A 25,927-nucleotide genomic window follows, 5' to 3' on the forward strand; every position below is an offset into this window, starting at 1 on the left:
GGGCGAACGGAATGGCTCGGCGCTATGTTTTCGCGGCGGCATTCTGTGTGCGAATGACACCGGCAGCACCAAGCGCGGCGATGTGTTCGGCGGCGTAGCCGAGCGTGTCGAGAATCTCCGCTGTGTGCTCGCCGATGGCCGGAATCGACAGTGATGGTTGTGCCGGATCGCGCTGGAACCGGATCGCGCTGCCGAGATGCCGGCGGCCGTTCGCATCGACGTTCACCATCTGACGGGCCCGCGTGTGTGGCTGCGCTAGCGCATCGGTCAGCGTCATTACAGGCGCGACACTGATATGACGGCCTTCGAACCACGCAAGCCATTCGCTCAGTGTGCGTGTCAGGAACCTCCTCGTCAGGAAGGCGCTTAGTCCGGCTTGTGCTGCGCCGGCCGGTCCGACCGCGACGCTAATCAGATCCGGGCGGCCTAGCGGCGTCAGCAGATTGGTCGCGAAGTCGAGTTCGCGTCCACCCAGGCAAAGCCACTGCGCATCGCGCGTCTGATACGCGGCGAGTAGGGCAATCGCGTTGCTGCCGTATGCGCTATCGACCCGACCGCTCGCTGCAGGGTTGAGCGCGCGAGCGGTCAAATGCGGCTGTGCGCACAGCGCTGCGTCGTACAGCGAAATATCGACGAAGTCTCCCTCACCCGTTTCACGCGCATGCAACAAGGCCATCAACACGGCGGATAACGCCGTCAACGAACCGGCCAGCGCGGCAAGCGAGGCGCCTGAGGTCACGGGCGCGCCGCGCTCATCGCGCGGCAATGTGCCGGCCATAGCCTGGATGACCGGGTCGTGCGCGGGCACTTGCGCAAGCGGGCCGGTCTGGCCGAACGCGGTCAGCGAACAGTAGACAAGGCGCGTATTGGTGCGGCTCACCGTGTCGTAATCGATGCCCAGGCGCGCCGCCACACCCGGCCGCGACGACTCGATGACGACGTCGGCCGCGTCGATCAGTTTACGCGCGATGGCGAGGCCGTCGGGGTGTTTCAGATCCACTGCGATGCTGCGCTTGCCGCGATTGAGCGCCACAAAGAACTCGCTGTCCGACTCGAGCGATCCGCGTGCCGCCTCGCCCGACAGCGGTTCCAGTTTGATGACGTCGGCGCCATGGTCGGCAAGATTCGATGCGAGCATCGGCCCAGGCATGAACTGCGATAGATCGACGACGCGAACGCCCGAAAGCTTCATGCGGCAGGCACCTTGAATGCGAAGGCCCGTTGCGCGATGGAGGCAGCCTGCTGCATGATTCGCGCGAGCAGATCGGCGCAGGTGGGCAGATCGTGAATCAGTCCTGTTACCATGCCGGCCGGAAAGGCTCCGCCTTCAACATCGCCACTCGCGAATGCGTCCATCCAGCGGCTCGCACCGGTCAGCGCATACAGGTCGGCGGCTGTGGCGCCGCCTGCGTTTTCCAGTTCGATGGCCGCGAGGCTGACGGTATTCCTGATCACGCGGCTCGAATCGCGGAGCGTGCGTCCGACCAGCAAGGTATCGCGTTCGGTGGCTTCCAGCAGGCGTTGCTTGATCGCCGGATGCACGCGCGATTCCTGTGTCAGCATGAAGCGCGTGCCCATATTGATACCGTCCGCGCCGAGTGCGAGCGCGGCCATCAGGCCCCGGCCATCCGCGAAGCCGCCTGAGGCGAGCAGCGGAATCTTCAGCTTGTCCGCGGCGGCGGGGATCAGGATCAGCCCCGGAATATCGTCTTCGCCCGGATGCCCCGCGCATTCGAATCCGTCGATGCTCACCGCGTCCGCGCCGAGCGCCTCGGCCTTCAAAGCGTGCCGCACGGCGACGCATTTGTGGATCACCTTGACGCCGTTTGCCTTGAACGTTTCGATGTACTTCGCGGGATTGCTGCCGGCTGTTTCGACAACCGTCACGCCGTGCTCGATGATGGTGCGCACGTAGCCGTCATAGTCGAGCCCGGCGTTGCCGCCGAGCAGCGTCAGATTCACGCCGAACGGTTTGTTGCTGAGCGCGCGCACCTGGTCGATTTCTCGCGCCAGTGCATCGGCACTCGCATGCGTGTGCGCGGAAATGAAGCCGAGGCCACCGGCATTGCCCACTGCCGCCGCGAGTTCCGCGCGGGCCACCCAGCGCATACCGCCCTGGATGATCGGGTAGTCGATGCCGAGCAGTTCGGTGATGCGATTGTTTTGAGAGCTCATAGTCGGTCGTGAAGCCGGGATAGCGAATGACAGGTTGAAAAAGATCAGTCGAACGAAGGTCGTTCAGCTGACTCCGGCGACTGCGAATTCATGCGTCCGCCCGGTGCTCAGCAATGGCGAAACACCGGTTTGCGCTTTTCTGCGAATGCGGCCATGCCTTCCTTGCGGTCTTCGGTAGCGAAGGTTGAATAGGCCATTCGCCTTTCGAACAGGATTCCTTCGGCGAGACTCGACTCGTAGGCGCGATTGACACATTCCTTCGCAATTGCAACGACAGGTTGCGAGAATCCAGCGATGGCGTCGGCCGTCTTCAACGCTTCGTCCAGTAACTCATCGAGGGGCACGACACGGCTGACCAACCCGCAGCGTTCGGCTTCGATAGCATCCATCCTGCGTCCGGTGAGAATCATTTCCATCGCCTTCGATTTGCCGAGTACGCGCGTGAGACGTTGCGTGCCACCCGCGCCGGGGATGGTGGCCAGCGTGATTTCAGGCAGTGCGAAGCTGGCGTTGTCGGCGGCGAGAATGAAGTCGCACATCATTGCCAGTTCGCAACCGCCTCCCAGCGCGAGGCCGGCCACCGCGGCGATCACGGGTTTCCGGCAACGTGCCGTGCGTTCCCAGTTGGACGTGATGAACTGGTTCTTGAACACGTCCATGTAGGTCCACTCGCCCATCATCTTGATGTCGGCGCCGGCGGCAAAGGCTTTTTCACTTCCGGTCAGTACGATTACACCGATCGCTTCGTCGGCTTCGAAAGCGTCGAGCGCAACAGTCAGTTCGTCCATCAACAGGTTACTAAGCGCGTTGTACGCTTGCGGTCGGTTGAGCTTGATGAGGCCGGTCTTGCCGCGTGTTTCGACGATGAGCGTTTCATAGGCCATGAGTTTTCCTCGCATGAATCCGGACGAACACGTATGCCAGCATGCCGTCCCGGCAACGAGGCATGCATCGGTACCCGTAACGAGTTCCGGCGCGCTGCATCGCAGCACGAATCTGGACGGATCGCCGGTATACAGACTTGCCCGCGATTTGAACGGTGTTTATAATTGTGAATGCGCGACGAGGCTTTGTCAATTGAGCTTCGGGCTAGCGCCCCATCAAAATGACGCAAGGAGGCACGGCATGACGACACGCCATGAGGACGGACAGATACGTACGGAGCAGCGCGGCCATATTCTGTTGATCGGCATCGATCGTCCGGAAAAGCGCAACGGCTTTACCCCTAAAATGTTCGAGGAACTGGCCAAGGCGTACACGCTTCTCGAAGCGAGTCCTGACCTTTTCTGCGGGCTGCTTTACGCCGAGGGCGATCACTTCACCGCCGGCCTCGACATGCCGAAGATCGTTCCGTTGCGCCGCGAAGGCAAACCATTGCTTCCGGTTGGCGAAGTCGACCCGTTCAATCTGCGCGAACCGTTACGCAAGAAGCCGGTGGTGATCGCACTGAAGGGAATCAGTTTTACGGTGGCTGTCGAGCTGATGCTGGCGTCCGAGGTGGCGGTGGCCGCCGACAATTGCCGCTTTTCCCAGATGGAGGTCAAGCGCGGCATCATGGCAGGCTGCGGTGCAACGATCCGGATGGTGGATCGCGCAGGGTGGGGCAACGCGATGAAGATCCTGCTCACCGGCGACGAATTCACGGCACAGGACGCGTATCGCATGAATTTCGTGCAGGAAGTGGTGCCGGCGGGTGAGGAGTTCGGGCGGGCGCTGGAAATCGCGGAGCGTATTGCCGCGCAGGCTCCGCTGGCCGTGCAGGCTACCATGGCCAATGCGCGCGTGTCGCTTGGGTCGGGATGGCTGGACGCGTATTCGAAGATCCAGTCGGCCCAACAGATTCTTTACAACACGGAAGACGCGAGGGAAGGCGTGCAGTCGTTTGTCGAAAGGCGTACCGCGAGATTCATTGGGCGCTAGTCTGGCGGCAAGCAAGGCAAACGGCCACGATAAAAGGCGGGGCGCAGGCGAGCGTCCCCGACGCTGGAAGACGACAGCTCCGGACGCAGCGTCCGGTACGAATTCAACGGAAACGATTCGATATGACGAAAGGTGCGTTGTCCGGGATTCGCGTGCTCGATCTGAGCCGCATTCTCGCAGGCCCGTGGGGCGCGCAGATGCTGGCGGATCTGGGGGCGGAAGTGATCAAGGTGGAACGCCCGGGCAAGGGTGACGATTCGCGTCAGTTTGGCCCGCCGTTTCTGAAAGATCGCAATGGCAACGACACGCGAGAATCGACATTCTTCATCAGCGCGAACCGGGGCAAGAAGTCTATTACCTGCGACATCGCCACCCCGGACGGGCAGGCGTTGATCCGGTCGCTCGCGGCGAAATGCGACGTGCTGCTGGAAAACTACAAGGTGGGGGACCTGAAGCGATACGGGCTCGATTATGCGAGTCTCAAGCTCGTCAATCCGCGCCTCGTCTACTGCTCGATCACAGGTTTCGGGCAGACGGGGCCGTACAGTCCGCGGCCCGGCTACGATTCGATCTTCCAGGCGATGGGTGGCTTGATGAGCATCACGGGCAACGGCGACGACATGCCGGGCGGTGGTCCCATGAAAACCGGTCCGAGCCTCGCAGATATTCTGTGCGGCCAGTACGCGGCGTCCGCGATCGTGGCGGCCCTCTATCATCGCGATGCAGGCGGCGAGCAAGGCGGCGAAGGGCAGTACATCGACCTCTCGCTGCTGGACTCGATGATAGCTGCCACGTCGCACTATGCGAGTCAGTACCTGGTGTCCGGCGAGGTGCCGGTGCGGCGCGGCACCGAGGGTAACGGAGGCATGCCGTCCCGGATGTTCCGGTGCGCGGATCGAGACATCATGATCGTGGCAGGGAACAACGAGCAGTACGCGCGGCTATGCAAGGTACTCGATCACCCGGAGCTCGCAACGGACCCGCGCTTTAGCGAGATCGCGCTGCGGGTCAGGAACCGCCGGGCGCTCGGTGACGCGTTCGAGCCGCTGATCGCGCAGTGGCAGAGTGACGAATTGCTGGTTGCGCTAGATGCCGCAGGTGTGCCGGCGGGTCCGATCAACAATCTGGAGCAGGTGTTCGCAGACCCGCATGTCCAGGCACGGCAGATGTGCGTGGAGGTCGCGCATCCGCTGTCAAACGATGCAGTACGCATGGTCGCCAACCCGGTGAAGATGTCCGGCACACCGATCGATGCGTACACGCCGCCACCGACGCTCGGCCAGCATACCGAAGTCGTGTTGCGCGATTTGCTGGACATGTCGAGTGCGGAAATCGACGCACTGCGTGCGCGCAAGGTCATTTGATCCTGCGGCGTGATTCGTCGGGCGTTGTTATGCAGCGCCTGAACAACACGTAAAAAAAATGGCCCGACTCGGGGTGAACGAGTCAAGGCCAAACTTCATCGCACTCTCGCGAAGCTCGATGGAGGAGAAATCCGAGCTGCAGTGCGCGCGGAGGTCCTGGTCATCGGCCTGCCTGTGCAAGGTTAGAGCATCGTCTGTCCGCCATCGACATTGATGGTCTGTCCTGTCACGTAACCCGCGCTCTCGCTGCAAAGGAATGCAACGACTCGTCCAATATCCTTCTCCGGATCGCCAAAACGGCCCAGCGAGATTTCGGCCAGGTAACGCGCGCGCTCTACCGGATTCGCTTCCAGATAGGCGTCGGCAGCAGGCGTGAGCGCCGCGGGACACACAACGTTGACCGTGACGCCGAAGGGCCCCCATTCGCGCGCGGCGACTCGCGACAAGGCTCGGATACCTTCCTTGGCGGCGGCGTACGGGGCGAATCCCTGCGTACCTTCAATGCCGGTGCGCGAGGCGAAATTGACGATCCGGCCGGAACCTTGCTGCTTCATGTGGGGCAGGACGGCTTGCATGAAATACAGCGTGCCGTAGAGACCGGACTCGAGCGTTTCGCACCAGTTTTCATCGGTTACCGCTTCCAGCGGCACGCCCGGCGTGCTGCTTTGCGCGTTGTTCACAAGGATATCGATGCGCCCGAAATGCTCGATGGCGAGGCCGACGGTTTTGTCCGCGTCAGCACGCCTGCGCGTGTCGCCAGGCACCACGAGCACCTGAGCGCCATGCTCCTTCAGCGTGGTTTCAGCCTTTCGCAGCTTTGCTTCGGTGCGTCCCGTCAGAACGAGGTTCGCGCCTTCGCTCGCCAGCGCAATTGCAATCCCCAGTCCTAGTCCTTGTCCGCCGCCCGTGACGATGGCAACCCGGTCCTTTAGTGCACTCATGAATCTACTCCTTCGCGATACGACTATTGAACGCTCGCACGATGCGGATCAAACCGGCTCATGACGCAGAACGGTATCGTGTCGAACACATTTATGAACGTCGTTCAATTATAATGCAAGCATGCCGTTTTATGGTCTTGGCGTAATCCCGAATCCGCAAAGAATATGTATGCTAAACCGGCGACCGCCGTGAGACTATGTGAATGGTTCATTTATAATGGGTGCGATCAAATGGAAGGGGAGTGATATGTCGAAAGAAATCCTGGCTTCGGCTGACAAGGATGTAACCGGACCGCGTTCGCTGACTCGTCTGCTCGGGCTGTTCGATGTGTTGGCAAAAGCGTCGGACGGGATGTCGCTGGCAGAACTGAACGTCGCACTGGAGTCGCCCAAGAGTAGCTTGTTGAATCTGTTGCGGCCGCTTGTGGCAGAAGGGTTTCTGATGCACGACGGTGGCCGTTACCGGCTGGGACCGTCCATTTTCCGGCTGTCCGCGAATGTGATGGCCGTATGGAATTTCTCGAAGATGCTGCGTCCGTATCTGGTCGAATTGTCGGAGCGGACTCACGAGACGGTCTATATCGGTGTGCTCGACCCGGAACATAAGGTCATTACGTACGTCGACGTTATCGAAAGCGCACAGTCCATTCGATACTCGATGATAGTCGGCATGCGTCGGCCACTGTATTGCACTGCTGCCGGGCGCGTTCTGCTGGCTTATGCGCCGGACGAATTTGTGACCGAGTACCTGCGCACCGTCAAACTCGAGCGTCATACGGAGCAAACCACGGTCAACAAGAAAGTCTTGCGCGAGGAACTGCAACATATCGTCGAGACGGGTTTGTCGGTCAGCCGCGGCGAACTGCTGCCCGACTCGGCAGGTCTGTCGTCGCCGATTTTCGGGCCGAATGGAGAGGTGATCGCGGCGATGGCGGTCGGTGCGCCGCTGGAGCGGTTCGATCGCCAACGCGAGCATCTTGAGGAACACATGCTTGCGGTCGCGCAGCGGGCCTCGGCGTTGGGTAAAGCGAGCGAGGAAGAGTAGGTCTGGCGAGGCGCGTCACGGTTCTTCACGGCGCTCTCACGGGTCCCAAACAGCGGCGCCCGTGAGAGGGTGCCGCTCCGACTCATTGCATGCGTGCCGGGCCGCTCAGGCCGGCGCCTTCGATAACACTGAGACGGTGTTCCGGGCCGCGACGCTTCGGCAACGCGTATGCGATAACGAGCCCTAGCAGCGCACTGCCGGCGACATATCCAAACACCACCACATAGCTTTGCGCCGCCGGAAACGAGGTGCCGCCGCTGCTCACGGAGGCGCCCTGCAGCAGCGTGAAAACCGCTTGCGCGCCAACCGCGAAGAAGCATGAGAAAAACACGTAGAGCAGGCCGGTCGCTTCGCCTGTCTGTTGCGCGGGTGTCGCTTCGATAATCAGGTTGTAGACAGCCGTCTGCGCAAACGCGAGCCCGAACGAACAGAGCATCGCGCCTGGAACGAACAGCACCACACTGCGATGAAGCGGGATCAGGCACGCCCAGGCAACCACTAGCATGCTCATGCCGATCAGCGCCGCCGGACGCGCGGCATGACGTGCGGCAACGCGACCGCTCCACGGACTGGCAAGCATCGCGGTGACGTTAAAGGTGAACATGAGCAGGCCCGCGCCGGTCGCTGTCAGTCCGAACCCTGCGCGTGTCCATGCCGGCTGTTGCAAAAAGAGCGAGAACACTTGTCCGAGTTGCATGGCGCCGACCGCGATGCACATCATGCAGGCGTTCGCGAGGATCACCTGACGTTTGGCCAGTAAGCGGATGTTGATAAGCGGGTCCGCCACGCTGCGCTGATGCCGCGCCCAGAGCCACAGTACCACTGCGCCGCCGATCAGCAAGCCGGCGGTTCGCGGATCCCGCAGTCCCCATGTGTGGATTTCCTGCACCGCAAAGAGAATCGCACACAACGCCGGTGCGAAGGCGAGGCCGCGCACGAAATCGATTTGCGTGCCGGGCCTGGGGCTCGATTTCGGCACACATAAACGTACCGCCGCGATTGTCATCGTGCACAGCACGACTTTTAGCCAGAACCCGCCTTGCCATGAGTAGCGATCTATCACGATACCGGCGCAAATGTAGATCAATCCGGCCGAAACCATGCCGGCCGCGGTGACGAGTCCGACTGCAGAAGGTATTTCGCGGGCCGGCAGATTTTCGCGGACGAGCCCCATGGAAAGCGGCGTGATGCCCGACGCGATCGACTGCATCACGCAACCGGCGATCAGCACGGCGAGGTTTGGCGCGCACGCCGACACGATGCCTCCCACGGTAGCGATCGCGAGTACGATGAGCAGGACACGCCGGTAGCCGAGCAGGTCCCCCAGCCGTCCACAGATTGCCGCGAAGACCGCCGCGCCAAGCCAGTAGGCGGTTACCGTCCAGCCAACCGAGGCTGATCCGGGGAAAACCCTGTAGAGCGTCACGAGCATCGTGTAAATCACGGTGATGCCGGCTGACGCCGAGACCGCCGATATCAGTAGCGCAAGCAGGAACCAGCGTCGAGGACCTTCGACGAGCGGTTGACGCGAAGACGATTGCGGCAGTGCATCAGCGTGCATTGGATGTCTCCTTTTTAGGTCGGCTTTTGTTTATTTTCTCATAGTTGAACGACGTGCGCATAGTTACATAAAATATTTCGCGTATGTCCTGCGCATTGTGATGGTCGCTTTCGCCGATATCAATCCGGTATCGGTCCTTCTGGTTTCGATATGGGGGTTTGAACGTCGACTGCGTGTGCCGATACTCCGGTATCAGCAGGCCAACAGGCGCGGCATTGATTGCTCGCTTCATATCAACAGGAGACTTTTTCATGCAGACCTACCAAGGAAAGATTTACGACGCCGACACGCATTTCTACGAAGTGGAGGATGCGTTCAGCCGTTACCTGCCCGAGAAGTTCAAGAAAGAATGGGGCTTTACCAGCCGGGTTACCGCAGAAGGAAACCGCTGCATGTACGTCGGCGATCGCAAGGTGGAGATCAGCGAAGGCTACACGTCGGCAGAAGGGCTCGTGCCGCCGCCGGGGAAACTGCACGAATGGCTGCGAGCCATGAAGGACGGCCAGAGCAACGTCGAAATGCGGGTTCCGCCGACTCCGGACATGTTCAACCGTGACGCGCGTCTGAAGAAAATGGATGAGTTCGGCGTCGAGGCGTGCACGATGTATGTCGGCGAAATGGTGGCGTGCATTTCCTATCTGAACGAACCCGTTGCGGCAAACGCTGTACTGCACGCATACAACCGCTGGATGCTTGAGGACTGGACCTTCAACTACAAGGATCGTATTTACAGCACGCCGATCGTTACGCTCGACGATCTCGACTCCGCCGTCGCCGAAGCAAAGTGGCTGGTGGCGAATGGCGTGCGTGTGATTCTGATGCCGATGGGTCCGTTCAATGGACGCGCACCTGGCGACCCATATTTCGATCCGTACTGGGCGATTCTGAACGAGGCGGGTGTATGCGTGACCTTCCACGTTTCGGAAGCCATCTACATGAAGGACCACATGGCCGTATGGGGCGAACCGGTACAGCAGTCGCGCCAGCGCCAGACCGCTTTCGTGTGGATGCACGGTTACGGCGAGCGTCCCGTGATCGAAACACTGTCGTCCTTCATCTTCTACAATTTCTTCGAGCGTTTTCCGAACGTCAAACTGTGCAGCGCGGAAAACGGCGCGGAGTGGGTACCGTCGATGCTGGTCAAGATGGACAAGTGCCGGGGGATGTCGAAGAATGGCTACTGGCCCTGTGGTCAGTTGAAGAGCCGGCCGAGCCAGATTTTCAAGGAAAATGTCTTCGTGGTAGCGTATCCGGAAGATGACCTCGCGCAGATCGTCGAGCAGACCGGTTCGGCGGACTTCCTGTTGATGGGCTCCGACTATCCGCATGCGGAAGGCGTGCCTGAACCCATCGATTTCGCAAGCGAAGCGTGCGGGCCGTTGTCCGCGGAGGACACCCGGAAAATCATGTACGACAACGGGCGCCGCTTCATGCCCGCCCGGGCCTAGCCGCTCGATGTTGTGCGGCCGCACGGGAGACATCGGGCTGCAAGCATCAGGAGCTTTTTAACAGATGAAATGACTACGCAAGCGTGAGGGGTTGCAATGTCCCCGCATGTTTGCGTCACTGTGGACAGGCTAGCCATGAATTTACTGGACTATCAGGCGTTGTTGCTGGAGCGTGACGGCGGCATCCTCACCGTTACCCTCAACCGGCCCGATACGTTGAATGCGTTCGACGAACAGATGGACGTCGAGTTCTCGCGGCTCTTCGTAGACGTTGCGGAAGATCCCGAGACCCGGGTTGTCGTGCTCACGGGGGCAGGCCGCGCATTTAGCGCCGGCGGCGATATCGAGCACATGCAACAGGTGATCGACGATCCGTCACAATTCCTCGCCGGCATGCAGCGCGCGAAGAAAATTATCTTTTCAATGCTCGACTGTCCGAAACCCGTCATTGCCAAGATCAACGGTCATGCGGTGGGACTCGGGGCGACCATCGCGCTTTTTTGCGATCTGAGTTACGCGGCAAACCACGCGAAGATCGGCGATCCTCATGTGAAGGTGGGTTTCGTCGCGGGTGACGGCGGGGCGGTGATCTGGCCGCAACTCATCGGCTATGCGAAGGCCAAGGAATATCTGCTGACCGGCGATCTGCTGGGCGCGGAGGAGGCGGCCCGTCTCGGCCTGATCAACTATGCCGTTCCAGCTGACGAACTCGATGCGGTCGTGGCCACGATGGCGAAGCGTCTGGCATCGGGCGCTTCGCAGGCCATCCAGTGGACCAAGACCTCGATCAACATTGGTTTGAAGCAACTGGCGCACTCGATACTCGATGCGTCTATCGCCTATGAGGCGCTGTCCAATCAGACCGAGGATCATCAGGAAGCGGTGAATGCGTTTCGCGAGAAGCGCGATCCGGTTTTCAAGGGCCGCTAAGCCGTTTTGGCCAAGCATGACCAGCGCCAGATCCGTCACGAAACAGGGGTGTTTTACATGCAACGAGTAGTCGCGATTACCGGTGGATTCGGCACACTCGGACGGGCGGTTGGCGACGCGTTTGCCGCCGATGGATGGAAGGTTGCGTTGGTGGATCGGGCATCCGTGCCCGACGCGTCGGCTCTCGACGAGCAGCGCGCGCAATGGCGGCTGGGCGGCGTCGATCTGACCGATCTCGGCAGCGCACGGACCGCGATGTCGTCGGTCGTCGAGCGCTTTGGATCGCTGAATGCATTGATCAACGTGGCCGGTGGTTTTCGCTGGGAAACGCTGGCTGATAGTGATCTGGATGCCTGGGATCTGATGTACCAGATGAACGTTCGCACGGCGGCGACGGCATCGAGGGCCGCGCTCGACCAGTTTGGTGCTGGACCGCAAGGCGGCCGCATCGTCAATATCGGTGCAGGGGCGGCGCTGCGCGCAGGCGCGGGGATGGGGGCCTATGCGGCGTCGAAAGCGGGCGTGCTGCGTCTTACCGAAGCGCTCGCCGACGAACTGAAGGATCGCGGCATTACAGTGAACGCGATTTTGCCAGGCACCATCGATACGCCGCAGAATCGCAAGGACATGCCTGATGCAGACTTTTCACGCTGGGTGCTGCCTGCTGACATCGCGGCAGTTATCCTCTTCCTCGCCTCCGAGGCTGCCTCGGCCGTGACTGGCGCGGCGATTCCGGTTACTGGCCGTTCATAGAGCTGTGCAGGGGGCGCGGTCTTCCGTAGGGTGACGTGCTGGCGCACGCTGGTTTGCGAGGCGATGGTCTGACGCAGTCAGTCGGACCATCGCGATCCCCTTGACGTTCAGGATCTCACGAAGGCCTTGCCACTCAGGTCAAGCGCGTCAGGGAATCCGTGCTGAATCCGAGGAACGGTTCACCCAGACGGGCGCGTCGAGCCCAGTGCGCGTCATGCAGCAGCGAGCGTCCCACTCCGATCAGATCGAACTCGTTGCGCAGGAACCGTTCGAGCAACGGCGTGAGGTCGGGCTGGGCAACGGTTTCCGTCCCGGCCATCGAGTCATAGAAACCTTTGTTGATCCCGATGCCGCCTACGGTCATCGACAGCTTGCCCGTCACCTTTTTCACCCAGCCGGCGAGATTCATCTCCGAGCCGTCGAACTCCGCACGATTGAAATAGCGCGTGCTCGCCTCGAAAATATCGACGCCCGCCTCGGCGAGCGGCGCGAGCGTCTGTTCGAGTTCAGCAGGTGTGGTCGCAAGACGCGCCTTGAAATCCTGCTGTTTCCACTGCGAAAAGCGGAAACTGATGGGCATGGCTTCACCGATCTCCGCGCGGATTTCGCGGACCACTTCCACGGCAAAACGGCTCCTGGCAGTCCGATCTTTGCCCCAGGCGTCGGTGCGTTGATTGGTCTCACTCCACAGAAACGAATCGATCAGGTAGCCATGGCCGCCGTGAATGGCAATTCCGTCGAACCCCGCGGCCTTCGCGTATGACGCGCTGCGGCGATAGGCGGCGATGACATCCGCGATTTCTTCATCGCTCATCGCGCGGGTAGGGGCACTCACGCGCGCCAGATAGCCGGCATCGAGCGAGGCCAGGCGACCGGTCGGACCCCACAGTCCGGAAGGGCGCATAGGCTCTGCAGCAGGAACGGGACCGGTATTGGCTTCCTTCATCGGGCCCATGTGCCACAACTGCGGAAAAATCAGACCGCCACTCGTGTGTACCGCATCCGTCACACACCGCCACGCTGCGACCGACTCCACCCCGGCCAGTGTCGGGATTGAGTTTTCTCCGAGACCGGCTTCACCGAGTGCCGACGGATGATCGATGCCGACACCTTCAGTGATGATGAGCCCCGTCTCGCCTTCGGCGCGCCGCTGGTAGTATGCAGCGACATCAGGCCCAGGCATGCCGTCGGGAGAGAAGCCGCGCGTCATCGGCGACATGACGATACGGTTTGCCAGCGTAACTCCGCGGACCGAAAGTGGCGTAAAGAGTGGCGCGGTGATCATACCTGTCTCCGTGCGTATAGTTGACTTGCGTACGGATAATGATACGCTATATTCCTGCCGCAAAAAAGCGCGTCGGCCCAGTTTCAGGTGATGGGCCAGATAGACGCACGGAGGAGGGCGGGACCTAAGTTCGCGAGTTGTGCTGGTGGTCGGGCAATTGATACTGCCACGCCGAGAGCAGCAACTGCTGAATGTGGGCAGCACGCTGCTCGCGTTGCGCGGGCGTGGTTGGAATGCCCATCAGGACTTCCACGCTTCCGGCAACGAGCGTCAGCAGGTCACGGGCGGCCTGCGGCGCGTCGGAGACGTTTATCGTTCCGCCTTGAGCGGCCGACGCGATGAAGGCCGCTACCGGTTCCAGCATCGCATTCACATATTGCAGGAATCCCTTCGCTACATCCGGAAAGCGATGCGATTCCCCGACACTGACGCGGGTGATTTCGATCGTGTCAGTGGACGCCATATGGTCCGTCAGTGTGCGTACAAGGACCAGCAATGTCTTCGAGAAGTCGCGGCGCGGTTTCAGCACTTGTTCGATCCTGCCACGCAGATCCGACATGCCGTGCCAGATAGCAGCGCGAAACAGGTCTTCCTTGGTGCCGTATTGCCGGTAAACGGTTGTCTTGCTGATTCCCGCACGCTCAGCGATTTCTTCGACTCTGGCTCCGCCGAACCCTTCTGCCCGGAAAGCCTGCGTGGCTGCGTTCAGGAGCCTTTCGCGCAATTCTGCGGCGGCGTCCTGCGTGGGGCGCCCCGCGGAGCGCGGTGCGGCTGTCGCAGTGCCGTCAACGGTAGCGGAGCGCGAAGCTCGAAGTGCCGAGGGCTTGACCATGGGCGGAGGGACACGAAGGAAAAGAAGAAAGTGTACTCACGTCCCTGCCGGTCCGCCAGTGGGGCCGACCTGGCGCAGGCCGGCGCGCCAGCTACGTCACACGTCGATCATGCCGCGGACATAAGATTCCATCGTGCCCGCGCACGACAGCTTGTCCTCGCCTTCCTCGAGATCCGCGTAACGGCCGACCTGTCTGACGAGCGGCCCCTGGAAACCGTCTGTGGCGCCCTTGGGTGAAAAGTCGACTGTCACCTTGTCGCCAGTGATGAATCCGCCCCAGTATCCTTCGGCAAGCAGATCGAAGAACGCAAAGCGGCCTTCGACTACCCCCTTGCCATCGGCGGGATTCAGCAGCTTTTCGCCTGATTTGTCGAGCACGAACGGGACGATCCACGGACAGATCGCATAGCCTTGTGCCACGTCGGACCAAGGGCCGGTGCCGATCATTTCGGACATGCCATAGCTGTTCTGGACGTTCTCCGGTTGAATGCCATAGAAGTCGACGATCTGCTTGCGGAAATCGACGGGCGCCTGAGTACCCTTCAGTCCACCGCCTGTGGTGATGACCGTCTCCGGATGACAGATGCCATCCGTCACGCCGCGCCGGCGAGCGTAGTCGACCAGCGTCCAGTGCAGCGACCAGTTGCCTTGCACGAGCACAGGTCCATCGCGGCGAGCGAGTAGTTTGTCCAGGAAACGGTCAATCATTGCACCGGTATGTCGCTGACGCGCTGCCGCCTGCTCCTGGAAGGCCGCTATTTCGCTCGGCTTTGCGCTGCCGTCGGCGAGCGCTCGACGCATGCGGCCCATCGCGATCGTCGCGGAGGCGAGCGCCGGCTCATCGAACATTAGTGTGCTTTCGCTGCCGAGCTGCGTGGCGGCGCTCAGGACTGGCCCGATATGGCGATGCGCGCCGCTCGGCGGCATCATCAGAAACACCGGACGCTTGCCGAAATCCCGTTCGATCAGCCTGTTTCCATACACGCCGAGTTTTACGCACGAGGCCGTTACGTGGTCCAGGTCGGCGCGCGTCTGATTGATGAAACTGCATTTGCCGGAGGTGCCGCTCGAACTGAACACATGATGTCCGGCGTTACGCAGACGATCCATCCATGCATCGACGTTGTCGACTCCGTCGACATTGACGTCAGTCACCGGTGTGCTCGTCAGCGTTTGCAGCCAGGTATTCAGGTGCTTCCAGCGGCCGCTTTCCACGAACTGCTCGGGGTAGCTCTTGTAGATCTGGTGCGCGAACAGCAGCGGCACCATGTCGGCTTCGCTGCGGATTTCGTCGACGCCCGTGTCGGCGGCGCGACGGCCTAGCAGTCTGATCTGTTCACGGCGTTGGGAGAAACGCTCCTGCATTGCCGTCAGTTGAAGCGCGCGCAAAATGTCGGGATGGCGGCGAAACGGGTCGCCGTCCTGTTCAAGCAGATCGTAAAAGAGGTTGAGCGTCGACATGGTATCTCCGGCGTGACGTAACGTTGCGTCACGCGCCAGTGCGGTATTGATCGAAATCCGTGGCGCTTGAGACTTCGAGCCACGCGTCGAGGTTTTCCTGCAAGGACGCAAGTTTGTTGCGCACAACGCTCACGGCATCGGGTCCGAGCGGCAACCTCAGCGGTGGCGGTTCGGTGTAGACCGCCTGGATGATCGCCGCCGCAGCCTTGGCCGGATCGCCGGACTGCGTACCGTGATAGTGGGACATCTGTTCGCGTATCCCGCCCACGGATTCCGCGTACGCAGGTTCGACGGCTTCGCTCCAGCGCAGCGAGCCGCCCGCAAAATTGGTGCGAAATCCGCCGGGTTCGACGAGTGTGACGTGCACGCCGAACGGTTTGAGTTCTCGCGCAAGCGACTCCGACAGGCCTTCGACCGCATGCTTGGAAGCGCAATAGAAGCTGCATCCCGTGATGCCGATCAACCCCGCGACAGACGACAGGTTGACGATATGTCCGGAGCCTCGCTGACGGAAGTGCGGCAGCACGGCCCGGATGGTGTTCACGGTGCCGAAGAAATTCGTATCGAAGACCTGCCTCGCCTCGGCGTCGGAGACCTCTTCCAGTGCGCCGAACAGACCGTATCCGGCGTTGTTGACGAGCACGTCGATGGTGCCTGCGTGAGCAAGCGCCTCTGCGATTGCGCGAGGCACGGCAGCTGAATCGGTGACGTCGAGCACGACGCCATGTGCGAATCCGGCAGGCGACATCTGTTCGAAGGCGGCGATCTGAGATGCGTTGCGTACGGTACCGACCACCCGGTCGCCACGAGCCAGGACGGCTTCGGCGAGGGCGCGGCCGAAGCCGGACGACACACCCGTGATGAGCCAGACAGCGGAGGATGTCGGTATAGCGGTCATCAAAAATCTCTCCCGAATGAAAGCAAAGCGGATTTCACACGGGCCGGCCGGCTTCGACTACGTCGCCCGCTTCTTCAGATATCCACTTCATGAAACGGTGGATGGGAAACATGCCGTCATGTGGATAGCCGCCGACGCCGTCCGAAATCGATTCGCCGAGCGTCACGATGCGCTGCACGCCGGCACATGCAAGCCCATCGCGTACTTCGACGACGCGATGCGGCGGATAAATGCCCACGGTCTGCGTCGCCACGGTGGCAAAGCGGGTGGCATCACGCAGGCTTTGCACCGGCACGACATTCACGGTTTTGCAGATGGGATGGAAGTCCACCCGCTCGTCCGACCTGATGACGAGGCCCTTCCCGTCGTATCCCCCGAACACGCGATAAAGGGGTTCCATCTCGCGCAATACGTCGACTGCCTCGCGGATGTCGGCCGGTACGAGAGGACCCTGACCGTCGCCATAGCGAAAGTTTTCGCCAAGCGCGGCTGCCAGATGTTCGCAATAGCGGTCGGTGTCTTCTTCATTGCCTTCTATGAACTGATAGCGGCTCGCGTTACACGCATCCTGATTGAACGACTGCACGTCGGCTGCGCCGGCACGCGCCACCTGCTTCAGCAGTTCGTCAGAAGCAAACGCTTCCCGGCCGATCAGCGAGATCGATACCTTGGGGTCGAATGCGACCAGTTCGAGACCGGGGCCGGCGTAACGCATCGCGTGGCGCACGGCGCTTTCGCCGCCCCACACGACAAGCTTGTCGAAGTACTGCGGGCGATACAGGATCGACTCGACGTTTTCGTCGCCACCGCGCCAGTAAGCTGCCGAAAACGACTGTGTCAACGGATGTGCCGGGTCGATCTCGGCCATCGTGCGCAGAATGGCGGTCGCGGTGAACAAATCGTTGGACGGCAGTTTCAGCAGATGCACGCCTTTGGTCAGTGCCGCGCGCATCACCGTCATCGCCGCCACCATCGGCGAATTACCGGCAAGTATGTGAACCAGTCTGGGCGGAAATGCGCGCAGACGGCTTGGGCGGCCACGCAATGTGCGCGGCATCCAGCCGTCAATGAAGCCGGCCTCGCCGAGGCTGAGGCGCAATTCATCTTCGATCACGCCGCGGGAAAACAGGTTCGGGATATCGCGGTAGCAATTCTCCAGAATTCGACGCCCAAGCGGACTCACTTCGATCATCGATTCGAGTGCCTGTTGCATCAGGCTGTTCACATCCAGATGCAGCCGCGGACCGAGTTCGACGAGGAAATCGATGACTTTTGCAATCGGCAGATCGAATGCCGGACCCGCCTGTGTACGGGGCCAGACGAGATCATCGAGATCTATCGCCGGCGTGCAGAATCCTTTGCCAAGATCGCGCGATACGTGCGTGACTGCATTCCCCACCACCGTTCGCCCACGATAGACGTGCGGCACACGCAACGCCGCAGTGGCGCCACCTTGCGGCGATGGCCCGGTTTCCCGGGTTGGTGATTCGACGTGATCCATGTGGTACTCCTGCGCGATTGGATTAGGTGCAATTCAGGCGCCCGGACGACGGCGCGGAATGCAGGGCGGGTGGATGTTGTCAGCTCAGTTGGCGATCGTGCGATCCATGAACTGCTTCAGCGTATTGACTTCGTCATCCGTGAAACCGTGCAGTTCGAGTGATCCACCCGATTCCTGCCAAAGACGCATCTTCGATTGAATGCAAATATATGCACACCATTCGAAAACCGCAACGAATATCGTCGTGTGGTTTTCCCCAAGTTGTTGGCGGTCGACTCCGCGCGCGACGATGTAACAGCATCCTCAGCAGGAGATGAGGTTGGACGATCTGATGAGACCCTTCGTCACGAACCAGGTCCGGGATTTGCTGGCACCAATAATGCAACTAGTAGTTGCATTAAATTGAGCTCAAGACTAGACTCGAATCCCAAGCGCCACGGGTGGGATATCGGCCGCACGAATGAGCCGCGACGAACAATAAGGAGACGAAATGACCTCAGTACTGGAAGCTGGTGTGCTGCCGGCCATGCAGGAACTGCACGTATCGAACGATATCCTCGACGACCGCGCGGCACTTGATGCAGCTTGGGAGCGCGATGGCTATTGGTTCTTCCGCGGCGTGCTGGATACGGAGGCGGTCGAACGGTTGCGCAGCAAATTTCTCGAGGAGATCTCGCAGCTCGGCGTGATTGCCCCTGGCGATCCGATCGCTCGCTACAACGGCAAGAGTCTTGGCGAATTCCCGTTCCGTATGGAACCGCTCGCAACACGCAAGATATGGAAACCGTTTGCTGCCGAGCCGGCCATCCATCGTTTCTTCACCAGACTGCTTGCCGACGAACCGTTCTGGATTCCGACAGTGGAATACCGCGCGACGCCGCCAGCACAGGACCGCTCACGTCCTCGCTTCGATTACGTTCATCAGGACGGTTTCTACAACGCGGGAATACCGTTCCTCATCTGCTGGATCCCGCTCGCGGAAATTGATGCGAACGTCGGCGGGCTGGTACTTGCCGAAGGGCTGCATAAAGGGCCATATTTGCACGATCTTTCGCAGCCGCCGCTGTTTCCGATTCCCGATGGCGCAGTACCCGCACACGCGTGGCGTCGCACGACTTATCGGCCGGGCGATGTGGTCATCATGCATTTGAACACTCCGCATACCGGCGTGGCGAATTACTCGGACCGCTTCCGGCTCTCGATGGACATCCGGGTGATGGCGGCGTCCGGTAACACGCCGATCGTCGGCAATATCACTTCTATCACGCAGCATGAGGTAGCGGTGCAGGGCGAGGACGGCCGCAGCGGAACGTTTATGCTCGATGAGAGTACGTATAGCCGCGGTCTCGATGGCGGCAAGGTACCGCTCGAGGAAATCCCCATGCGCTTTCACCCCGGGGACGAGGTTATTCTGGCGTCGCATGAAGGCCGCGTGACAGTCTTGCGTCCTCCTCATTAATTGTTCAACGGTTTACTTCGTATTGGGTAACGAGATGCCTTATCCGAAAACATTCCATCGGCGTCTTGCGAGTAAGGTCGCGATCGTGACAGGGGCCGGTTCGCAAGGTAACGGCGTTGGTACGGGCAAGGCGATTGCCTGTGTTTTCGCGCGTGAAGGCGCATCGGTGTGTCTTGTCGACCAGCATGAGACGCGAGCCGCCGAGACGCTTGCGATGATTCATGAGGCGGGCGGCAATGCGTTTGTCTGTGCTGCCGATGTCACTGACAGTAGTGCCTGCGCCCGTATCGTGGCCGCCACGGTCGAGCGTTACGGCGCGCTCCACGTGCTGGTGAACAACGTCGGCGTGGCAGGCGCGGGCGGCCGCTTCGATAATCTCGACGAGGCCGCGTGGGATCGCATCATCGACGTGAATCTGACGAGCGCGTTTCTGATGAGCCGCAGCGCGGCCCCTCAACTGGTCGCGGGTGGGGGCGGCTCGGTGGTCAATGTGAGTTCAACTGCGGGAATCAGGAGTCATGGGTCGGCTGCCTACGGGTCGTCAAAGGCCGGCATGATTGCATTGACGCGTGAACTGGCGGTTGCTTACGGGCGCGACGGCATGCGCGCCAATGCGATTGCGCCGGGTCATATCCTCACGCCGATGGTCGAATCCATGCTGGACGACGAGGCCAGGGACCGGCGCCGGAAGATCGCGCCGCTCGGCATCGAAGGAGACGCATGGGACGTCGCATCAGCCGCGTTGTTCCTCGCCAGCGACGAAGCGCGCTTCATTACCGGCGCGTGTCTTCCGGTCGATGGCGGCGTGACGGAGATCGCGGCGCTTTGCGCATATGAACTGATGCAGCGGTGAGGTTCCGTTGAGTAAGCGTGCTTCTGATGCGCTAGTTCGTGCCTTCTGGCCGGATTGATAATTTTGGATTGCAAAACAAAGATGTCCGCAAGTCGGTCAGGGAGACACTTTGCATGGCAGGAGTATCGCTGGAACAATACGGTCCACGCGAGTCGATGGAATACGACGTCGTGATCGTCGGCGGCGGCCCGGCTGGCCTGTCCGCGGCGATCCGCCTGAAGCAGCTGGCGGCGGAAAAAGGCGTCGAGCTTGGCGTGTGCGTACTGGAAAAAGGCTCGGAGATCGGGGCTCATATCCTGTCGGGCGCGGTGATGGATCCGCGCGCCATCACCGAACTGATCCCGGACTGGAAGGAAAAAGGCGCGCCGCTGACGGTGGACGTGACCGAAGACAGATTCCTGTTTCTGACCGAAACCGGCTCGAAGAACGTGCCGATCTGGGCGCTGCCGGACAACTTCAAGAACCACGGCAACTACGTGATCAGCCTCGCGAACGTCACACGCTGGCTGGGTCAGCAAGCCGAAGCGCTGGGCGTGGAAATATTTCCAGGTTTTCCTGCTGCCGAGATCCTCTACAACGACGACGGCTCGGTCAAGGGTGTGGCCACCGGCAATCTGGGCATCGGCAAGGATGGCGAGCCGACCGAGAATTTCCAGCTCGGCATGGAATTGCACGCGAAGTACACGCTCTTCTGCGAGGGCGCGCGTGGGCACCTCGGCCGCCAGCTGAACGACAAGTTCAAGCTGCGCGAAGGCGTCGATCCGCAGGTCTACGGTATCGGCATCAAGGAACTGTGGGACATCGATCCGGCGAAACACAAGCCGGGTCTGGTGATGCACACTGCCGGCTGGCCGCTGGAGAACGACACGTACGGCGGCTCGTTCCTCTATCACATGGACAACAACCAGGTGGTGGTGGGCTTTGTGGTCGGTCTGGGCTACACGAACCCGTATCTGTCGCCGTTCGAGGAATTCCAGCGCTACAAGACGCATCCGGCGATCCGCGCGGTACTCGAAGGCGGCAAGCGGGTGTCGTACGGTGCGCGGGCGATCACCGCGGGCGGTCTGCTGTCGCTGCCGAAGCTCGTGTTCCCGGGTGGCGCGCTGGTGGGTGACGATGCGGGCTTCCTGAACGCATCGCGGATCAAGGGTTCGCATGCGGCGATCAAGACCGGCATGCTGGCTGCCGATGCTGCGTTTGAAGCGGTGCAGGCCGGACGCACTAGCGATGAACTCACCGCTTACCCGGAATCGTTCAAGACCTCGTGGCTGCATACCGAGCTGCATCGGGCGCGCAACTTCAAGCAGTGGATGAGCAAGGGCCTGTACCTCGGCACGCTGATGGTCGGCCTCGAGCAGAAGGTGCTCGGCGGCAACGTGCCGTGGACGCTGCATCACCAGCATTCCGATCACGAGATGCTCAAGCCTGCTTCGCAGTGCAAGCCGATTGTTTATCCGAAGCCGGATGGGAAGCTGACGTTCGACTGGTTGTCGTCGGTGTTCATCTCGAACACCAATCATGAAGAGAACCAGCCGGCTCACCTCACGCTGAAAGATCCGTCGGTGCCGGTGAACGTGAACTGGCAGACCTATGCCGGTCCGGAAGCGCGGTATTGCCCCGCAGCGGTGTATGAGTTCGTGAAGAACGACGACGGCAGCGAACGTCTCGTGATCAACGCGCAGAACTGCGTGCATTGCAAGACCTGCGATATCAAGGACCCGACCCAGAACATCGTGTGGGTGACGCCTGAGGGTGGCGGCGGTCCTAACTATCCGAATATGTAGTCAATCTTCGAGCTGAACATAGAGTTAAGAAGCGGCATGAAACTTGTCAGATCCATTGAGGAATTGCGCGCCCAACTGCGTGGCCAGAGCCGAATCGCCTTCGTTCCAACCATGGGCAATCTGCACGAAGGTCATTTGTCGTTGATGCGCCTGGCACGTCAATATGGCGACCCCATAGTAGCCAGTATCTTCGTTAACCCGTTGCAATTCGGGCCGAATGACGACTACGCAAAATATCCGCGCACGCTCGAAGCCGATATCGAAAAGCTACAGAAGGAAAATGTCTACGTGCTATTTGCGCCGACCGAGCGTGACATGTATCCGCAGCCGCAGGAGTATCGTGTTCATCCACCGCATGCGCTTGGCGACATGCTCGAAGGGGAGTTCCGTCCGGCTTCTTTCATGGCGTGTGTACGGTTGTCATGAAGCTGATGTCTTGCGTACAGCCTCGGGTGGCCATGTTCGGCAAGAAGGACTATCAGCAGTTGACGATCGTTCGCGAGATGTGCGCGCAGTTTGCCTTGCCTGTCGATATTATCGGCGCCGAAACAGTGCGCGACGTCGATGGCCTTGCGCTATCGTCGCGCAATCGCTTCCTCGCGCCTTCGGAGCGAGCGGAAGCTCCTGCTTTGTATCGGACGCTGAATCAGGTTCGTGACAGGATGCTAAGCGGCGCGAGCGATCTGAAATCGGTCGAGCTAAAGGCGTTTAGCATACTCGCTGAAAGGGGCTGGGTTCCAGACTATGTGTCTATCCGCCGGCGCTCGGACCTTCGAGCACCTGATCCGCAGGAACTCAGCGTGGAACCGCTCGTGGTGATGGCGGCGGCGAAGCTCGGCACGACGCGACTGATCGACAATCTGGAAATCTGAGTGGACAACCATCCCGGATGAAACGGTATGCCGTCGTGCTCGGCGCGTTGTCGTTTCTCCGTAACCACGTGCCAGCAGTTATGAGTCGGTCAACTCCCGTTGACCTGCCTGCGCAGGTCGGGCTTTCGAACTTTCCCCGAGGCTGTGCGCGGTAACTCAGCAACGATATAAAGACTTTCCGGAGTCTTCTGACGCGCTACGCCAGCCTCGGAAAAATGCTTTTGTACGGACGCGAGGTCGAGAAACGCGCCTTTCTGAAGCACGACCACGGCGCACACTTTCTCGCCGTACCGCGAGTCGTTTTGGCCGACGACGGCTACGTCCCGTATCGCCGGATGCGTGGCAAGTACGCGCTCGACCTCCTGCGATGAAATGTTCTCGCCGCCACGAATCACAATGTCTTTCTTGCGATCGGCGATCGTGAGACAGTTTGCCGAATCGAGCTTGCCAATGTCGCCGGTGCGAAACCAGCCATCGGGGGTAAATGCATTTGCGCTGAGTGTCGGGTCGGTGTAGCCGACGAACAGCTCGGGGCCCTTGGTCAGAATCTCCCCCTGGCTGCCGGACGGTAAGTCTCGATCCATCTCATCCACGATTCGCACCAGACTGCCAGGTTGAACGCGTCCGTCCGTGTAAGCGCGCTGTTCGAAGGAGCTGTCGCGCCAGCCTATGCTGACCGTCGAGTGTTCCGTCAATCCATAAGCGCGAGTGCCCGCGAAGCCGGCGCGATCCGCCAGTTCGATATGTTCGGGTGTGACGCCGGTTCCTCCCAGACCGTAGGCCGCGAGAGACGAGAGATTATGCCCTTCGAGCCGGGCCGCCTCCAGCAGACCCTGCAGATGAAAGGGCGTGCCGCCGGAAAGGCGTACCCGATAGCGCTCGATCAGCTCGGCTGCGAGCGATGCATCCCAGCGGTCCGTGTACACCATCTCCGTCGCGGTCACGAAAGGGCGCAGCAGAAAATTGAAGCCGGCGATGTGACCGGCAGGGAAGGGGGTGAAATAGGGCCCGGGGCCATCGATGAAGGGGATGGACCATTCGGCGCCGACGGTCTGGTGCGTATGTTGCACACCCTTTGGCGCTGCCGTGGTGCCCGACGTATAGAGCAGCAGGCAGACGTCCTGTGGCTGCGGGGGCGGCGAATAGGCGTCGATCGCCGATGCTTGTGAAAGCGCTTCAACGGCCTCGAGCGTGATGCCGTTGCGTGGCGTGCGATTGCCGACGACGATGACGCGCTCCAGATCAGGCAGGCTGCCCAGCGCGTCGATGCGTTCCAGGAAGTCGATCCCACGCCAGCGCTCAGGCACACACAGGAAGCGCGCCCGCGAATCCCGCAGGATGAAACCCACTTCGGCAGGCCCGTAGATATGCACGATCGGCACCAGCACCGCACCGACTTCCAGCGCGGCCAGGTAGAGAACCGCGGTCTCCCGCTGCGTTGGCAGTTGCATGGCGATAGCGTCACCGGCTCGCAACCCGAGGGCGCGCAACCCGCTGGCGAGGCGCGCCGCCGTGCTCAACAGTTCCAGCGTGGTGACGCTCGCGACGCCTTCCTCTGTATGAAAGTGCATGCGTGTTGCAGGATGGGCCTGCACAGATCTCGACAGCAGCAAATTCAACGGGACATCGGGTATCCAGTCGTTGCGATGGGCGGCGCTGTTCATGTCGACGGCTCCAGCAAGTCCCGCAAAAGATCGACCAGCGCAAGAGGCTGATCCAGCATGAGGTGGTGGTGCGCGCCGGGCATCGTCACGGGCCCACGCGCATCTGGGATGGCGGCCACTATTCTGGTCGCTCGCTCGGCGCTGACCACCGCGCTCTTTTTCGCATGGACATAAGTGACCGGAACTGTGATGCGGCCCAGCAGTCCGGCGTCGCCTTCGACCGGTTGAAGCTCGCGCAGCGATGGATCAAAACGCCAGGTCCAACCCGCATCGGTTTGACGTACCGACATGCGCGCGAGATGCGCCAGCAACCATGGTTCGCATGCCTGACCAGGGATGAGACGGAAGTGGGCAATGGCAGTCCCGGCGTCGGGATAGGGACGCGGCGCGGGGCGCCTGCCGATGATCGGAAGGTCATCTCCAGGCAGCGCGTAGTAAGAGTCCAGCACGACAGCCTGACGGATCAGTTCGGGAAACATCGCGCAAGCCTGCAGGAGGCGTGAGCCACCGAAACTGTGGGCTACGACGTTAGCGGGGGCGATGCCCGCCGCCCCGACTACGGCGGCGATGTCGCGAACAAAACTGTCGGCGCGGTATTCGGAGCGATGACCACTCTCTCCCATACCACTGAAATCAAGCGCGAAGACACGATAGCGGTCCGTGAAGGAGGGCGCGATAAAGTCCCACCAATGGCTATGGCCGAGAAATCCATGCGCAAACAGCAAGCCAGGCTTGTGTACGTTATTGGCATTCCAGGAGACGAAATGGACACGGACGCCGCTGGAGTGGGTGAAATGTGATTGGCGTGGCTGTCGCAGAGCCGATACGAACCACGACGGCGCGGTATCAGTCATCGCTCGAGTTCCGTCATTGATGAGCGGCGAATATGATCCGGGTGCGGGACTGGTCGCATCGCTTTGCGCACCGGTGGTACCAGTGATGAGGACTGTGCCTGCCGATTGAGTCATTGCATCTCCTGGTTGAGCTTCCGCTGGACGTTCGAGCCACGCTGACTAAGCCTGCATGGAGCGCCGCTGCCCAGGATGGACGCATATGCAGCATTTTCATACGCTGTGGATGACAGATTCTGTCGTTCACATTATCATACATGGTTCACATTTGTGGGTGCGTAGTTCCGGCAACGCTCATTGTGAGCCGTGCCTGGATATGGGGGTTTCGAT

22 protein-coding genes and 1 pseudogene are annotated in these 25,927 nt (G+C 60.7%); 10 read left to right on the top strand and 13 right to left on the bottom strand.

What is annotated here, in order from left to right; all coding sequences use genetic code 11:
- Positions 1-22: 22 nt before the first annotated feature.
- From AC3WLT_RS16635 to AC3WLT_RS16645, 3 genes are all read right to left on the bottom strand, one after another.
- Complete coding sequence (locus AC3WLT_RS16635) at positions 23-1,192, bottom strand: CaiB/BaiF CoA transferase family protein (RefSeq protein WP_492592796.1); 1,170 nt, start codon at positions 1,190-1,192, stop codon at positions 23-25.
- Positions 1,189-2,175 (bottom strand): NAD(P)H-dependent flavin oxidoreductase, encoded by a 987-nt coding sequence (locus AC3WLT_RS16640; protein WP_492592797.1) that lies wholly within the window; start codon positions 2,173-2,175, stop codon positions 1,189-1,191. The genes AC3WLT_RS16635 and AC3WLT_RS16640 overlap by 4 nt, the downstream gene beginning before the upstream one ends.
- A 107-nt stretch (positions 2,176-2,282) precedes the next feature.
- Positions 2,283-3,059, bottom strand: a complete 777-nt coding sequence (locus tag AC3WLT_RS16645) for an enoyl-CoA hydratase (RefSeq protein ID WP_492592798.1) — start codon at positions 3,057-3,059, stop codon at positions 2,283-2,285.
- Positions 3,060-3,300: 241 nt separating this feature from the next.
- Here AC3WLT_RS16645 and AC3WLT_RS16650 point away from each other — a divergent pair, with 241 nt between their 5' ends.
- A complete protein-coding gene (locus AC3WLT_RS16650) occupies positions 3,301-4,095 on the top strand; it encodes a crotonase/enoyl-CoA hydratase family protein (RefSeq protein ID WP_492592799.1) in 795 nt (264 codons plus the stop codon).
- A 122-nt stretch (positions 4,096-4,217) separates the two neighbouring features.
- The gene (locus AC3WLT_RS16655) at positions 4,218-5,459 is read left to right on the top strand and encodes a CaiB/BaiF CoA transferase family protein (RefSeq protein ID WP_492592800.1); all 1,242 of its coding nucleotides are present in this window, start codon (positions 4,218-4,220) and stop codon (positions 5,457-5,459) included.
- 182 nt (positions 5,460-5,641) lie between these two features.
- Here AC3WLT_RS16655 and AC3WLT_RS16660 read toward each other — a convergent pair whose 3' ends face one another.
- Positions 5,642-6,400: an SDR family NAD(P)-dependent oxidoreductase gene (locus tag AC3WLT_RS16660; protein ID WP_492592801.1), complete on the bottom strand. Its 759-nt coding sequence runs from the start codon at positions 6,398-6,400 to the stop codon at positions 5,642-5,644.
- 247 nt (positions 6,401-6,647) lie between these two features.
- On the opposite strand from AC3WLT_RS16660, the gene AC3WLT_RS16665 reads away from it, so the two are divergent.
- Complete coding sequence (locus AC3WLT_RS16665) at positions 6,648-7,445, top strand: IclR family transcriptional regulator (protein ID WP_492592802.1); 798 nt, start codon at positions 6,648-6,650, stop codon at positions 7,443-7,445.
- 82 nt (positions 7,446-7,527) lie between these two features.
- Here the strand turns inward: AC3WLT_RS16665 and AC3WLT_RS16670 are convergent, their stop codons facing one another.
- Both AC3WLT_RS16670 and AC3WLT_RS16675 read right to left on the bottom strand, forming a co-directional pair.
- Positions 7,528-9,006, bottom strand: a complete 1,479-nt coding sequence (locus AC3WLT_RS16670; RefSeq protein ID WP_492592803.1) for an MFS transporter — start codon at positions 9,004-9,006, stop codon at positions 7,528-7,530.
- Positions 8,996-9,259, bottom strand: coding sequence for a hypothetical protein (locus AC3WLT_RS16675; protein WP_492592804.1), 264 nt, complete (start codon positions 9,257-9,259; stop codon positions 8,996-8,998). Before AC3WLT_RS16675 ends, AC3WLT_RS16670 begins: the two co-directional genes overlap by 11 nt.
- Here AC3WLT_RS16675 and AC3WLT_RS16680 point away from each other — a divergent pair.
- The 3 genes from AC3WLT_RS16680 to AC3WLT_RS16690 all read left to right on the top strand — a co-directional run bounded on the left by AC3WLT_RS16680 (position 9,258) and on the right by AC3WLT_RS16690 (position 12,137).
- The gene (locus AC3WLT_RS16680; RefSeq protein WP_492592805.1) at positions 9,258-10,454 is read left to right on the top strand and encodes an amidohydrolase family protein; all 1,197 of its coding nucleotides are present in this window, start codon (positions 9,258-9,260) and stop codon (positions 10,452-10,454) included. The genes AC3WLT_RS16675 and AC3WLT_RS16680 overlap by 2 nt on opposite strands.
- 135 nt (positions 10,455-10,589) lie before the next feature.
- On the top strand, positions 10,590-11,384 hold the full coding sequence (locus AC3WLT_RS16685) for an enoyl-CoA hydratase/isomerase family protein (protein WP_492592806.1): 795 nt from the start codon (positions 10,590-10,592) through the stop codon (positions 11,382-11,384).
- A gap of 57 nt (positions 11,385-11,441) precedes the next feature.
- Entirely contained in the window at positions 11,442-12,137 is a 696-nt protein-coding gene (locus AC3WLT_RS16690) for an SDR family NAD(P)-dependent oxidoreductase (protein ID WP_492592807.1), read from the top strand.
- Positions 12,138-12,270: 133 nt separating this feature from the next.
- On the opposite strand, the gene AC3WLT_RS16695 is transcribed toward AC3WLT_RS16690, so the two are convergent.
- The 5 genes from AC3WLT_RS16695 to AC3WLT_RS16715 form a co-directional block, all read right to left on the bottom strand.
- Positions 12,271-13,626: an NADH:flavin oxidoreductase gene (locus tag AC3WLT_RS16695; RefSeq protein ID WP_492592808.1), complete on the bottom strand. Its 1,356-nt coding sequence runs from the start codon at positions 13,624-13,626 to the stop codon at positions 12,271-12,273.
- Positions 13,547-14,146, bottom strand: a complete 600-nt coding sequence (locus tag AC3WLT_RS16700) for a TetR/AcrR family transcriptional regulator (RefSeq protein ID WP_492592809.1) — start codon at positions 14,144-14,146, stop codon at positions 13,547-13,549. Before AC3WLT_RS16700 ends, AC3WLT_RS16695 begins: the two co-directional genes overlap by 80 nt.
- A 204-nt stretch (positions 14,147-14,350) precedes the next feature.
- Positions 14,351-15,715: a hypothetical protein gene (locus AC3WLT_RS16705; RefSeq protein WP_492592810.1), complete on the bottom strand. Its 1,365-nt coding sequence runs from the start codon at positions 15,713-15,715 to the stop codon at positions 14,351-14,353.
- Between the two features lie 28 nt (positions 15,716-15,743).
- On the bottom strand, positions 15,744-16,613 hold the full coding sequence (locus AC3WLT_RS16710; protein ID WP_492592811.1) for an oxidoreductase: 870 nt from the start codon (positions 16,611-16,613) through the stop codon (positions 15,744-15,746).
- 34 nt (positions 16,614-16,647) lie between these two features.
- A complete protein-coding gene (locus AC3WLT_RS16715) occupies positions 16,648-18,114 on the bottom strand; it encodes an acyl-CoA reductase (protein WP_492592812.1) in 1,467 nt (488 codons plus the stop codon).
- Positions 18,115-18,640: 526 nt separating this feature from the next.
- On the opposite strand from AC3WLT_RS16715, the gene AC3WLT_RS16720 reads away from it, so the two are divergent.
- From AC3WLT_RS16720 to panC, 4 genes and pseudogenes are all read left to right on the top strand, one after another.
- Positions 18,641-19,573 (top strand): phytanoyl-CoA dioxygenase family protein, encoded by a 933-nt coding sequence (locus AC3WLT_RS16720; protein ID WP_492592813.1) that lies wholly within the window; start codon positions 18,641-18,643, stop codon positions 19,571-19,573.
- A 34-nt stretch (positions 19,574-19,607) separates the two neighbouring features.
- Entirely contained in the window at positions 19,608-20,426 is an 819-nt protein-coding gene (locus tag AC3WLT_RS16725; RefSeq protein WP_492592814.1) for an SDR family NAD(P)-dependent oxidoreductase, read from the top strand.
- 113 nt (positions 20,427-20,539) lie between these two features.
- Positions 20,540-22,210 (top strand): electron transfer flavoprotein-ubiquinone oxidoreductase, encoded by a 1,671-nt coding sequence (locus AC3WLT_RS16730; RefSeq protein WP_492592815.1) that lies wholly within the window; start codon positions 20,540-20,542, stop codon positions 22,208-22,210.
- Positions 22,211-22,246: 36 nt separating this feature from the next.
- Positions 22,247-23,082: pseudogene (gene panC, locus AC3WLT_RS16735) on the top strand (pantoate--beta-alanine ligase).
- An 89-nt stretch (positions 23,083-23,171) separates the two neighbouring features.
- Here panC and AC3WLT_RS16740 read toward each other — a convergent pair.
- Together AC3WLT_RS16740 and AC3WLT_RS16745 are read right to left on the bottom strand one after the other, a co-directional pair.
- Entirely contained in the window at positions 23,172-24,746 is a 1,575-nt protein-coding gene (locus AC3WLT_RS16740) for an AMP-binding protein (protein WP_492592816.1), read from the bottom strand.
- Complete coding sequence (locus tag AC3WLT_RS16745) at positions 24,743-25,714, bottom strand: alpha/beta fold hydrolase (RefSeq protein ID WP_492592817.1); 972 nt, start codon at positions 25,712-25,714, stop codon at positions 24,743-24,745. The genes AC3WLT_RS16740 and AC3WLT_RS16745 overlap by 4 nt, the downstream gene beginning before the upstream one ends.
- Positions 25,715-25,927: the final 213 nt, after the last annotated feature.

Source organism: Paraburkholderia sp. FW306-2-2C-D06C, assembly GCF_058781505.1.